The 11,767-nt window shown below is 45.4% G+C and carries 12 protein-coding genes; 5 read left to right on the top strand and 7 right to left on the bottom strand.

The annotated features are described in order from the left end of the window. Positions 1 to 346: 346 nt before the first annotated feature. Entirely contained in the window at positions 347 to 850 is a 504-nt protein-coding gene (locus R8269_RS20315) for a DUF2850 domain-containing protein (protein WP_005374408.1), read from the bottom strand. Positions 851 to 1,178: 328 nt separating this feature from the next. Between R8269_RS20315 and R8269_RS20310 the strand changes: the two genes are divergently transcribed. Beyond that, a complete protein-coding gene (locus tag R8269_RS20310; protein WP_182038583.1) occupies positions 1,179 to 1,463 on the top strand; it encodes a pyrimidine/purine nucleoside phosphorylase in 285 nt (94 codons plus the stop codon). Positions 1,464 to 1,595: 132 nt separating this feature from the next. Beyond that, entirely contained in the window at positions 1,596 to 1,877 is a 282-nt protein-coding gene (locus tag R8269_RS20305; protein ID WP_005374405.1) for a hypothetical protein, read from the top strand. A gap of 3 nt (positions 1,878 to 1,880) precedes the next feature. On the opposite strand, the gene R8269_RS20300 is transcribed toward R8269_RS20305, so the two are convergent. Next, the gene (locus R8269_RS20300; protein ID WP_005374403.1) at positions 1,881 to 3,029 is read right to left on the bottom strand and encodes a GGDEF domain-containing protein; all 1,149 of its coding nucleotides are present in this window, start codon (positions 3,027 to 3,029) and stop codon (positions 1,881 to 1,883) included. 507 nt (positions 3,030 to 3,536) lie between these two features. On the opposite strand from R8269_RS20300, the gene R8269_RS20295 reads away from it, so the two are divergent. After that, positions 3,537 to 4,877, top strand: coding sequence for an MATE family efflux transporter (locus R8269_RS20295; RefSeq protein WP_025768746.1), 1,341 nt, complete (start codon positions 3,537 to 3,539; stop codon positions 4,875 to 4,877). A 76-nt stretch (positions 4,878 to 4,953) separates the two neighbouring features. Here the strand turns inward: R8269_RS20295 and R8269_RS20290 are convergent, their stop codons facing one another. The 3 genes from R8269_RS20290 to R8269_RS20280 form a co-directional block, all read right to left on the bottom strand. After that, positions 4,954 to 6,654, bottom strand: coding sequence for an RluA family pseudouridine synthase (locus tag R8269_RS20290; RefSeq protein ID WP_258476639.1), 1,701 nt, complete (start codon positions 6,652 to 6,654; stop codon positions 4,954 to 4,956). A gap of 117 nt (positions 6,655 to 6,771) precedes the next feature. Beyond that, the gene (locus R8269_RS20285) at positions 6,772 to 7,392 is read right to left on the bottom strand and encodes a DsbA family protein (RefSeq protein WP_017633828.1); all 621 of its coding nucleotides are present in this window, start codon (positions 7,390 to 7,392) and stop codon (positions 6,772 to 6,774) included. Beyond that, a complete protein-coding gene (locus R8269_RS20280; protein WP_169628496.1) occupies positions 7,386 to 8,243 on the bottom strand; it encodes an MBL fold metallo-hydrolase in 858 nt (285 codons plus the stop codon). The genes R8269_RS20285 and R8269_RS20280 overlap by 7 nt, the downstream gene beginning before the upstream one ends. A 126-nt stretch (positions 8,244 to 8,369) precedes the next feature. Here R8269_RS20280 and R8269_RS20275 point away from each other — a divergent pair, with 126 nt between their 5' ends. Continuing rightward, the gene (locus tag R8269_RS20275) at positions 8,370 to 9,257 is read left to right on the top strand and encodes a LysR family transcriptional regulator (protein WP_213907511.1); all 888 of its coding nucleotides are present in this window, start codon (positions 8,370 to 8,372) and stop codon (positions 9,255 to 9,257) included. A gap of 94 nt (positions 9,258 to 9,351) precedes the next feature. Continuing rightward, complete coding sequence (locus R8269_RS20270; protein WP_213907510.1) at positions 9,352 to 10,155, top strand: HAD family hydrolase; 804 nt, start codon at positions 9,352 to 9,354, stop codon at positions 10,153 to 10,155. Between the two features lie 95 nt (positions 10,156 to 10,250). Here R8269_RS20270 and R8269_RS20265 read toward each other — a convergent pair whose 3' ends face one another. Beyond that, positions 10,251 to 10,655 carry a hypothetical protein gene (locus tag R8269_RS20265; RefSeq protein ID WP_044129611.1) on the bottom strand — a complete coding sequence of 135 codons (405 nt, stop codon included), beginning with the start codon at positions 10,653 to 10,655 and terminating at the stop codon, positions 10,251 to 10,253. Positions 10,656 to 10,664: 9 nt separating this feature from the next. Continuing rightward, positions 10,665 to 11,762 carry a GGDEF domain-containing protein gene (locus R8269_RS20260; protein WP_053303994.1) on the bottom strand — a complete coding sequence of 366 codons (1,098 nt, stop codon included), beginning with the start codon at positions 11,760 to 11,762 and terminating at the stop codon, positions 10,665 to 10,667. Positions 11,763 to 11,767 lie beyond the last annotated feature (5 nt).

The following is an 11,767-nucleotide window of genomic DNA, read 5'->3' as shown; positions in this document are numbered from 1 at the left end:
TCATGTTCTACCTAGAACATAGGCTGCTCTTGCACCAGATAAGATGATTGGATTTACTCCACGTGCAAAAGCATCACACTCAGCATTTCAGAGAGTTTTTTTTCGTCAAAAAAAATTAAGACGGTTTTCGAGGCACTTGAGAGAACTTAACTAAAACTCGCACTCTGTTACACAGAAAGTGTCAGACTGAGTCAATAATTTATAAAATCTCAGCAGAAACTAAAATTATTGTTTACTCAGTAACGAGTTAGTTAAATGCGATGAAGGCCTTATTTTGTTGTTTATTAAGGTTTTGTTTCATTGATATAGAAAGAGAATTGAAAGGAAAAATAGCCGTGAAGACGTACTAGTCACGGCTGAAGTGTTCACTCAACGCGGCACGACGTTTAGAGGCTGCGCCGGTTTCTGAGCCCTGAACGGTATGCTCAAATCCTTTACGAATGAATCGCTGATCTGGAATAAGAGGTTCAATACGGCGTATTTGAGGTGAAAGATGAGAGCCTGAGATCTGATACGCTGTCTTTCCTAATCCGGTATTCAACGTGATGACCTTGCCATCGAATTCAAATTCCGTCGTAATAAGTCGATGGTTTCGGTATACCCCATCTTCAGTGAAAACGAGACGTTCTGTTTGGTAGGGTGGCGCGCCAATCTCAATCCATTCGCCGTACACCTTTTCCGGATCAATGTGGTCTTGATAGGAGAGGTGGATTTGATAGCCAAAAAACGTCAACAGACCCATCCCGAAGCAGACAAATGTACTCTTGAGGATTTTGGATTGGTGGCGAGCCAAAAATGAAAGTTTTGGTTCTTGTCGTGCTTTTCGCCTTCGGCGAGTCGAGTCCGTCATAGATCTAATTTTCTCCACTTTTTTAACATGGTGGAAACCTTCCTTTTTAAAAACAAACAATCCCGCCATTGAGACGACGAAACTATGATCTAATGTCCACTTTTACATTCAGATACACATCTTATTGATGGTTTTGTTGTTTGCTCACATTCATTACTTCGCAGGTTTTCTTGCTCGGTTTAGGTCGCCTGATTAATCCTCGCGAAAAGAGGTTCTCGCTCAGTAGCAAAGGATGTGCGTTATTACGTTGAGTTTAATGGCTTTCAAAGCTTGAGTAACGGAAAGAAACAAGGTAAAAAAGAGCGGACTTTTGATAAGGAAACCAATAATGAATATTAAGGAAAATAGCTATTTTGCTGGTAGTGTAAAATCACTAGGCTTTAACCAGAAAGATCAGGATATTAGCGTTGGTGTGATGCTTCCTGGTGAGTACACGTTTGGTACTCAAGCACCAGAGCGTATGACGGTTGTAAAAGGTGCGCTTGTGGTCAAGCGTGTTGGCGAGAGCGATTGGACGACTTATCAAAGTGGTGAGTTTTTTGAAGTGGAAGGTAATTCTTCATTTGAGCTTCAAGTGAAAGAAGCGACTGCGTATTTATGTGAGTACTTCTAGCGTTCATTTGTTGCTCGTCATAAAACCACCTTCGGGTGGTTTTTTCGTCTATGTGCTTCACTTATAACGCATCTTTTTGGTTATTTGGGTATATACTTAATAAAAATGTACCCATCGACCAGGGAGGAAGTGATGGCAGTACAACGCAAGCATTCTGATCTCCCTCCTCGTTACGAGGACAAAGATCTCACCAATGAGCAAAGACAGCGCTTTACCGAAGTTGCCAATGCCGCTCATAAGAGACGTGAATTTTATCGACGTGCTCTAGGAAAGAGCTTAATGGGCAAAATGAAGGGCCGTGCGTTTAAAGATCACCCCACTCGTCAGCAAGACAAGCCGAACAGAACGTTGCAAGTAGTGTGGTTAATCGTATTCCTCGTTGTGGGGCTTTGGGTGATGCATGTGTTCGCTTAGTCATTAGCAAGCTTCTGGTACCGCTGGTGCATCAGATGTTGACTGTTCTTCCGTATTGCAGTGCTCATAAAAGGCGTACTGGTTTTTACCAGTATGTTTAGCTGCGTACATTGCTTTATCTGCACATCGAGTCAATTCAGACAAATCCTTTGCATCTTGCTTATAGATAGCAGCACCTACACTCATTGTTAACTCGTTAATCATATCGTAGCTTCGGTAACCTGTCGGAAACAGATTCACGATCCGTTTTAGGATGCTGTCGAGGTCATCTTTACTTTTTACATCGTAAAGCATGATTACAAACTCGTCGCCCGCAAATCGAGCGATGGAGTAGTCGTGTTTATCGGTTTTTCTGTCTTTGTTGCGAATGTTATTTTTTAATCGAGTTGCGAAGGCTTGAAGTACTTGGTCACCAATATCGTGCCCGTAGGTGTCGTTGATGTGCTTGAAGTTATCGATATCGAGAAAGACCAATGCGGTGATGCTGTCATCAGATGAGTGCTTGATTTTATCGAGCTTTGCGCGCGCCCAAGTCTCAAAGCTCCAGCGATTGGCAAGCCCAGTGAGCTGGTCAAAATATGCTAACTCCTCAATCCCCTCACGATACAGTGTTTGAATGTAATTGAGGACTTTCGTGTAGTAATACGAGAACGTGTGACACACAAACGCGGTCGCTATCAGGGTCAGCATCAATCTCCGCTCTATGATTTCTGTGGCTGCTGGCAGTCGATCTAAAAAAGCGACCCCAAAAAAGATCAGTAAAATGTAGGTGCCACTGAACAACAGACCGACCTTAAACTCATTAATTAATACCAGAGTGGCGACAATAGGATATAGCCATAACATTTTGCCTGACGGAGCATCGTTATACAGAAGTAACAATAACCCTTCGAACATTAAGACAGCACTTAGCCATAAGTCGGCGTATTGATGGTGCCGCTGGACTTTTATTACATAACTGATTGCTAAGCATGCCAAGGCACACAAAGCATGGAAAAAGCTTAAACCCCAGTTATTCTCAAGTGATTGAGCAATGGAACCATAAGTTAAACAGGCAGCGGCGATACTGGAGCATAAAAAGACAATTTTCTTTTTTCTTGTTGAGCGGATGTCCGCCATTTCTTCTAAGCGCGCCCCAGCCAATGTCGACATTACGTATCCTTGCTTAATTAACGTGTACGCTTATTCTAGGCGGTATTTTCGCGATAAATAGAACAACAAAGTTTCCAAATGTGATATCAGTCATTTTTAGTGCAAAGCCATCAGTGTGATTTGGTGCGAGTGTTCAAAGAGGAATGGTGGCGCATGCAGGTTTTCATGACGGTTCTTCATGGCTCTATATGGTTGGACTGATAACTCAAAGTAATGTATCTAGTTGGAGATATTTCTATTGATTATCCTGATTCTGTTCGGTGCTCGTTGATTGAGAGTATTGTTCACCAATCTCTGCTCTACGTATCGTCAAGGCATATGTCGTTTCGAAAATGCATTAGAAATATTTTTCCGAAACAGGGCGAAATATTGTTGTCGTTATGACCAATATGCGACTAGAATCCGCGCTAAATCACAACCTCATATCGAGCTTCGTTCGAGTCACTATTTTTAAACTGCTTCACAAATATTGTGAGGCAGTTTTTAGTTGTAGGAAAGGTTACAAGCATGCCTAAAAGCCAAAACATCAACCAACGAATGTCCATCGTGGCATTAGCTTGGCCAATTCTTGTCGAAATTTTGCTACGGACGGCTTTAGGAACCAGTGACGTGTTCATGCTGAGTGGCTACTCAGACAAAGCCGTATCCGCTGTTGGTGTGATCACGCAGATTACCTTCTTTTTAATCATCGTTTCGACGTTTGTCAGTAGCGGTACGGGGATTTTGATTGCCCAATACAATGGCGCTGGACGCGAGCAAGAGTCAGTGAGCGTTGGTGTTGCGAGTATTGCGCTGTCTGTGCTCGTCGGTGTGCTATTGAGTGTGATTGCCGTGCTTGGTGCGATATACCTACTCCCGTATTACGGCTTGGAAGCGCAAGTTGAGCAGTACGCTCATGAATATTTGCTGATAAGCGGTGCGATGACGTTTAACGTTACGATTGGCGTTGTTTTTACAACTATTCTGCGTAGTCATGGTTATTCACGTTCCCCAATGGTGGTGAATTTGATCTCGGGTGTGTTCAACATCATTGGTAACTATATTGCGCTTTACCAGCCATTCGGTTTACCTGTGTATGGTGTGCAAGGTGTAGCAATAGCAACCGTCGTCAGCCAAGTCATCGGTACGTTAATGTTATGGTTTATTCTCGCTCGCAGCAGCATTGAACTACCGATGTCGACCATGAAACAAGTGCCCGCAGAGATTTACAAAAAGATCTTAAAAATCGGCGGCATGAACGCGGGTGAAGTGCTGTCTTACAACGTGGCGCAAATCTGCATTGTGTATTTTGTGGTGCAAATGGGGACGGCATCGTTGGCGGCTTTCACTTATGCACAAAACATTGCCCGTTTCTCGTTTGCTTTCGCGTTGGCAATTGGTCAGGCAGCGCAAATTCAGACTGGTTACTACATCGGTAAAGGTTGGGTGAGCAGCATTTTAAAACGCGTACAAATCTACTTCTTAGTGGGATTTGTGGCATCAACGGCGGCAACCACACTGATTTACCTGTTTAGAGAAGAGATTCTGCGCGTATTTACCGATCAACCAGAGATACTCGCATTGGCAGGTTCGTTAGTCATGGGCTCAATTTTGCTCGAGGCCGGACGTGTGTTTAACCTGATTTTTATCGCGGGGCTCAAAGGCGCGGGTGACATCAAGTTCCCAGTGCAAATGGGGATTTTGAGTATGTGGGGACTAGGCGTGCTTTTCTCTTACATCTTTGGCATCCACTTGGGTTATGGCGTTTTAGGGGCTTGGATGGCAATCGCACTCGATGAATGGGTACGTGGTATCATCATGGCAAGACGTTGGCGCTCTCAGGTGTGGACCAAGTTTAAGGTGAGCTAACGGTTTTCGGTATTGCGCATCACGCCTATTCTGTTGTTAGAAACCAAAAAAGGCACTGTTAGTCAGTGCCTTTTTGTTATTTAAAATCGGGAAGACGTTGGAATTCGCACTCAGCTTTGAACACCATGCGCTCTTTGCTGTATGGATGATCCAGCTCTAGCATCTCAGCATGCAGGTGTAAGCGGTTGGCTTTTTCGCCGTATAAACCATCACCAACCATCGGCATGTTTAACCCCATGTGATGAGCACTGTGTACACGTAGTTGGTGAGTACGCCCGGTTTTCGGATACATGTATACCTTGCTGCGCCCATCTTTGACTTCAATCAGTTGCCAGTAGGTTTCTGCATGTTTCCCGTGTTCAAAACACACCAGTTGACGTGGGCGGTCGTCAGGGTCACCACGCATTGGCAGTGAGATTTCCCCTTCAGGCTCGTTTAATACGCCTTCGAGCATTGCCATATAACGTTTTTTTACGCCGCGAGCCATAAACTGTTTTTGCAGACTTTTGTTCGCGCGCTTGGTTAAGGCAAACACCAAAATGCCAGAGGTCGCCATGTCGAGGCGATGAATCACAAACGGCCCTTCCACATCAGGGTACATCGCTTGTAGGCGCGTATAAGCAGAGTCCTTGATAGTTTTACCAGGCACTGAAAGTAAGCCCGAGGGCTTGTTGACGACGACCATAGCGTCGTCTTGGTAGATTATCTCCAGCTCTTTGTCTTCTGCCCAATTCTCCGCTAATGGGTTGGGTTCGACGTCCAGCCCTTGCATCATATGGCCTAAAATCGGCTGACATTTGCTGTTGCACGATGGGTAGAATTTTTTGTGTTGGCGAACTTCAGACTTTGGCGACACACCCCACCAAAATTCTGCCAGCGCCAGCGGTTTGAATTCGTGTTTAAACGCGTATTGAAGCAGTTTTGGCGCAGCACATTCCCCCGCACCTGCTGGTGGGACTGGGTTTGTGGTGTCCGCAAAAATGTCCACCAAGTCGCGTGCTTCGCCATGGTTGTTTAGAAAGCGGTATTGTTTATGCAGTTTGTGCTGCAAAGCGTTGGAGAGTGTCTTGCGCTGCTCTTTCAGATGAGCAAGTTGCTGCTCTAACTCGGCCAATCGCGCTTCTTTGATTGCAAGCTTTTCATCCCACGCTTGCTTTAAGTATTTGAGAACGTTTTTCTCGGCGACACTTTGTTTACCCAACTCATCCAACAAGATTTTGAGGTCATCGGCATTGAGCGTTTGCTCGCCCTGTTGGCGCTGTCGCTTGCGTGCTGCTCGGCCATCAATCATCACTTGGCGCTGTGTTTGCTCCTCTTGCTGATAAGCGGCTCGGTCGGCTTGGATTTGCGCTTTAAGATCCGCTAATTCCGGATTCGCGGCACAGGTTTTGTACTCCGCATTGGCGGCGTTGATGGCATCCGTTTCTGCGCGGAAGAAGCCTTCATCGGTCAGCATGTCGTACACAGGAGGGACAAATCCTGGAATCAAGTTTTGGTCAGCAATTTTGCCAGAAAACGCACTTAAAAAGCCGAGATCGCCTTGAGGGCTTTCTACTAGTAATACGCCAAACATTTTGCCTCGCCCCGTTTCTTCATTAACCAAACCAAAATCGTGTTCGAAGTCGGTTTGCGCTAATAAGTGCTGTTGCAATTGCTTTGCGGCCATAACGCAAAGAGGATGCGGCGTGTAGTAGAACGGAAACGTAAACTGCGTTGGCAATTCATAGCCAGAAATATCAGCAGTAAAACGAGTAAAACAATGTTCAGGCGAGTGCATGGTGGGTATCCGCGAGAGTAAAAAATCGAGCGAGGATTGTACCTGTTTGAGTCAGGATTGCCATGTCGGTGTTGGCACTCGCTCTTGGATTAAGAACAAGAGCGAGTGGGGAAGAGCTTATCGCAGTTTTTGTAATGCAAGCTTCCACTGTGCCGGTTTGTCGTAGTAGGCCGAGTGCGGCAAGGTCAAGTACTCGCCATTTACTTCTGCAATCAGGGTTGGATAACCACCAACGTGTAACTGTCGCATCAATTGTCGGCTAGAGCGAATTCTCTCATCTAGTTCGGCTTCGCTTAACGCCATGTTTTGCTCCCACGCATCACTTGCTAAACCTAGCGATTCTGCAATGGCTTTGAGCGTCGATGCTTCATTCACTTTTAACCCGAGCTGATAATGCGCAGATTGGATGGCCTTTAGCATGTGCCATGGATTCAGCCCCATTTTTTCCGCACTCAAGATCGCTTGTGTTGGTAGATAAGAATCAAGAACAAACGCATCTTCGCTTTTCACGCGTTGCAGATATGCTTCACCAAACGTCGCTCCGGTTTCGGTTGCAATACGAGCGTCACTGTTGATGATGTGCTGACGAAATTCAGGTTCAATCGCGCGTTTCTCAATCATACCGCCGGGATGAAGCTCTACCTTAAATTGAGAGGTGTCCATCAAGGCTTCGATGAGTGGTGATGCCCCGTAGCACCAACCACACATGGGATCGAAGAAGTAATGCACGGTTACCATGACATTTCACCAGTATGCACTTTCGCACCGATTTCTAGCGCGATTGGCAATTGAGCTTCTGGGTATTTCGCAGACATGGTGTCAATGAGTTGAACGCTGTTATTGCTGTGTTTTTTCGCTTGCTGAAAATCCTGCAAGTATTGTTGCGAGTAGCGAATGGTGTCTGCGTTCAGCTTTGTGCCTGCTTTCATGTGACCAGGAATGACCACTTGAGGTTTAAGCGCAAGCATCTCGCTAAGTTGCTGCTCCCAAGCATTGATGGCGGTCTGGTCAGCGGCATCTGCCATCCACAAATGTACGTTTGAGTACACGGCTACGTTACCTAGAATCGCTTTGTTATCTGGAATCCATAGGTAAGGGCGGTGTGCTGATGTGCCATGGTTACCACGAATTTCAATCTTATGACCTTCTAGCTCCAATGATGCTTTATCGTACGCGACAGGGATCACTGGTTTTACCGGTGCGTTTGCGCCAAGCTTTGGTCCCCAGTACGCCAGCTTTCCAGCCAATTTCTCTTTAATAATTTTTTGAACCGCAGGCGTTGTAATGATCTGCGCATCAGGGAACTGTTGGTGTAAGGCCTCTGCGCCAAAGTAGTAGTCTGGGTCCGCTTGGCTGATAAAAATGGTTTTAAGCGTTTTGCCTGAGTCCAGCACTTTAGCGGCAATGCGCATCGCGTCAGCTTTGGTGAAGCCAGTGTCGATAACCATGGCGTCAGTCTCACCGTATACCAAGGTTGAGTTTACGTGGAAGCTGTTACCGTCGGCGTTGTAAACCTCAAGAGTAAGGGGAGAGGCTAGGACAGGGCTTGCCATTAAAATGGATGCAGCAATCAAAGTTAATTTTTTCATAATAAGCTCCTAAAGAATTTGGGGCCAAGCGACCATGGCTTGGGAACGGGAGCTATATTAGGAAATTGATACGCTCGGAAAAATACACAATAATGTGCATCACTATTTCTTATTTCGATCAAATGTATGGATAGAGTAACGGCAGCAAAAGTGTTTGTGGATGTGGTGTATTCTGGCAGTTTTACCGCGACCGCAGAGCGGTTAGACATGTCTCGGCCAATGGTGACTCGTTATGTAGAGGCGATGGAGAACTGGCTGCAAACTCGTTTGTTACACCGCACCACGCGCAAGGTGTCCCTCACCACCGCAGGGGAGCGCAGCTTGCCTCAGATTGAGCGCTGGTTAAAACAGGCCGATACATTAACGTCGAACATTGCCGCTGATGGTGAGCTGTCCGGAAAAATCCGTCTTGCGTCTAGTACTTCATTTGGATTCTCACAGTTGATCCCCGTAGTAAACAGTTTTATGCAAAAGCACCCCAAAGTGCATATCGACATAGATCTGCAAGATTCAGTGAGTGATCTAACCGAACAACGTATCGATCTGGCGATCCGAATTGCGTCAGATCCCGATCCTTCTTTGATTGGTAAGCCGATTGTGGTGTGCGAATCGGTGTTGGTAGCATCACCGCAATATTTACAAACTCACCACGCGATCGCGCATCCGCGAGATTTATCTTCACACGACTGTTTGGGATACAAAAACTTTGAGCGTCACGTGTGGCATTTGTCTCAGGGCGACCAGTTCGAATCGGTGGGAATTGAGTGTCGCCTAACCAGCAATGAGGCCACGGCGTTATTGCATGGCGCTTTACAAGGCATGGGTATTTCGATGTTGCCAACTTACTTGAGCAATATCTATCTCAAATCGGGTCAGCTTGAGTCGGTGTTGCCGGATTGGAAGCCAAATGATCTCAACATTTACGCGCTGTATTCATCACGTAAACACTTGTCTCCTGCGGTGAGAGCTTTCATCGATCACAGTGAAGATTACTTTAAACAGCACCCTTGGTGAATGCGAAAAGCGTCGTCATCCCGACTTGAGATTCATACAAGATCCTGTACCTTACATGGATATATTTTCGCAGCATCATTTAGAGTTTTCGTTAATGTCACAAGTTCGCATCAAATTTATTGCTTCCGATATGGATGGCACATTGCTTGACCAATACGGTCGTTTGGATCCGGAGTTTTTCGATCTGTTTTTGCAACTGGAAGAGCAAGGTATTTTGTTCTCCGCTGCGTCTGGTCGTCAGTATTACAGTCTGCGAGACACGTTCGCGCCAATCAAAGACAGACTGTTGTATGTGGCTGAAAACGGCACCTTAGTGATGTACCAAGACAAAGAGCTCTACAGTTGTACCATTCCTAAAGCGGAAGTGTTGGAGATTGTGAAAGCGGCTCGTGAAATTGACGGGGCGAACATCGTATTGTGTGGCAAGCGCTCGGCGTACATCGAAACGCATGATCAGCAATCGCTGGAAGAATTTCAAAAGTACTACCACCGCTGTGAATATGTGCCGGATTTGCTTGAGGTCGAAGACGAGTTTATTAAGGTAGCAATTTGTCACTTTGACGGTTCGGAAGAGCTCCTGTTCCCGACCATGAACGCAAAGTTGGGCGCAACGCATAAAGTCGTGGTGAGTGCAAAAATCTGGCTGGATGTGATGAATGCCGAGGCCTCTAAAGGTGCGGCCATTCAGCATCTTCAAGAGACGATGAATTTTACTCCGGCAGAAACTATGACGTTTGGTGACTACCTCAATGACCTCGAAATGCTGCAAGTCAGTGAGCATTCGTACGCGGTTGCCAACGCGCACGAAGAGATTAAGAAAATTGCTCGTTATTCTGCGCCAAGCAACCAAGAGGCTGGGGTACTCAAAGTGATTAAAGAGAAAGTGTTAGCGAAGTAACGCTCATTTTTTCGATGTTATTTTCTTCTTCACGTAAAAAGCCCCGCATACACTGCGGGGCTTTGTTTTTTTGGGGGGGAGTAATGTTCCCGTTTTTAGCGTACGTACTTGGCGGTTGCGCTGACTAAAAAGTGTTGCAATTTCCCGTCTGATTTTGGCACCCACAAGTCGTTATGATAATGGTAAATACGGCCATTGACGGTCACAGACAAGGTATTATCACCCGTTTGCTCCATGCGAATAAACTGATCCGAAGTGACCAAAAACGGCTCTTGCTCTTCAATGCTCTGGCCCGTTGCCAATACGAAGTAGCCGAATCGGTTGCCAGCATCCGGATCGGTTGAGTAGATTCGATGCCCAACTAGGCTATAGTCGTCGTTGAGTGCCTGCTCAAGCGTTTTTTGCCCGATGGTTTCGTGCGATGGAATAAATACCCAAGCCAACACACCTGCCGCAATGACTGCCAGTAGAAGCAGTACTTGCATGAACTTTCTCATCATATATACCGTTTAACGTTGAAATTTCATTTTGTACATGCGCTTATCCGCTATGCTGATAAGAAAGTCAACATTGTCACTGTCTTTAGGGTATTGCGCTAAGCCCATGCTCGTTGAAAGTGTTGAGACTTTATCGGAGTTTAATATTTGTGCATCAAAGACGGTATTTATCTGCTCACGTACGTTCTCTTCATTGAGATGTTCACCTTCAAGTATAACCGCGAACTCATCTCCTCCCATGCGATAAACAGTAAAATCATTGAGTGTCATAGAATTAAGCCGCCTAGCGATTTCCCGCAGTACAGTGTCGCCAACTTGGTGTCCGTGTGTGTCGTTGACTTCTTTAAAACCATTTAAATCTAGAATCCAGAGAGAAAAGGGCCTTTTTTCTTGAGTAAATTTGTTTAGGGTAATGAATAGTGCATTGCGGTTCCCTAGGTTCGTCAAAGGGTCGCTTAGCGCCAATTTTCTATGAAAATGGGATTCACGATAAAAGAAATAAGTTAGAGAGATAATCGACAAAACGAACGTCGCAAACAGCATATATTGTGCTTGCATTAAGCGCTGGGTTTGACCTTTTTGTGCTTCATAAGCTTTACTACTTAGACGGAAGTTTTGATTAACGAAGTCTATTAAGCCTAAATATAGTGTTTGAGTTGAACGATAAAATGCAGCAGCAGCTTGGCTATCACCTGTTCTAGCTTCTACTAGTTGTTTTTCTAGCTCTTTGAACTCTTCAAAAAGGTTAATGAAGTAAAGGTGCATGTTGTTCCGAGAAAAGAACTTATTGGCTTTCGTGCTACTGGTCAATAAGTCAAAGCGACTCCACGCTAACTCGTATTGAAGCTCTGCACCGTCAATATTCAATACGTTTTCATCTAACCGTCTGGCCTCGCCGACAAGTTCTGATAGTTCTTTGGAGAGTTGGAATAAAAACCAAGTCGCTTGTTTTTGTTCGTTATTAAAATTTTGTGAGAGTGAACGTGTTTGCTGTAAAAGCACGACATTCGCGAGAAGCAAAGAAACGGCAAACACCACCAGCAGCATTTTGCTGGTGGTAGAATATTGCAATATTCTTTGTTTCTTAGAATAGGGTTCTGATAACTTCATTCTTA

This window comes from Vibrio sp. Vb0667, from assembly GCF_033391095.1.
This window is presented reverse-complemented; position numbering and strand designations above follow the sequence as displayed.

Excerpts from the sequence above, each read along its gene's own strand:
- R8269_RS20315 (WP_005374408.1), bottom strand. The coding sequence starts at position 850 with ATGACGGACTCGACTCGCCGAAGGCGAAAAGCACGACAAGAACCAAAA.
- R8269_RS20310 (WP_182038583.1), top strand. The coding sequence starts at position 1,179 with ATGAATATTAAGGAAAATAGCTATTTTGCTGGTAGTGTAAAATCACTA.
- R8269_RS20305 (WP_005374405.1), top strand. The coding sequence starts at position 1,596 with ATGGCAGTACAACGCAAGCATTCTGATCTCCCTCCTCGTTACGAGGAC.
- R8269_RS20300 (WP_005374403.1), bottom strand. The coding sequence starts at position 3,029 with ATGTCGACATTGGCTGGGGCGCGCTTAGAAGAAATGGCGGACATCCGC.
- R8269_RS20295 (WP_025768746.1), top strand. The coding sequence starts at position 3,537 with ATGCCTAAAAGCCAAAACATCAACCAACGAATGTCCATCGTGGCATTA.
- R8269_RS20290 (WP_258476639.1), bottom strand. The coding sequence starts at position 6,654 with ATGCACTCGCCTGAACATTGTTTTACTCGTTTTACTGCTGATATTTCT.
- R8269_RS20285 (WP_017633828.1), bottom strand. The coding sequence starts at position 7,392 with ATGGTAACCGTGCATTACTTCTTCGATCCCATGTGTGGTTGGTGCTAC.
- R8269_RS20280 (WP_169628496.1), bottom strand. The coding sequence starts at position 8,243 with ATGAAAAAATTAACTTTGATTGCTGCATCCATTTTAATGGCAAGCCCT.
- R8269_RS20275 (WP_213907511.1), top strand. The coding sequence starts at position 8,370 with ATGGATAGAGTAACGGCAGCAAAAGTGTTTGTGGATGTGGTGTATTCT.
- R8269_RS20270 (WP_213907510.1), top strand. The coding sequence starts at position 9,352 with ATGTCACAAGTTCGCATCAAATTTATTGCTTCCGATATGGATGGCACA.
- R8269_RS20265 (WP_044129611.1), bottom strand. The coding sequence starts at position 10,655 with ATGATGAGAAAGTTCATGCAAGTACTGCTTCTACTGGCAGTCATTGCG.
- R8269_RS20260 (WP_053303994.1), bottom strand. The coding sequence starts at position 11,762 with ATGAAGTTATCAGAACCCTATTCTAAGAAACAAAGAATATTGCAATAT.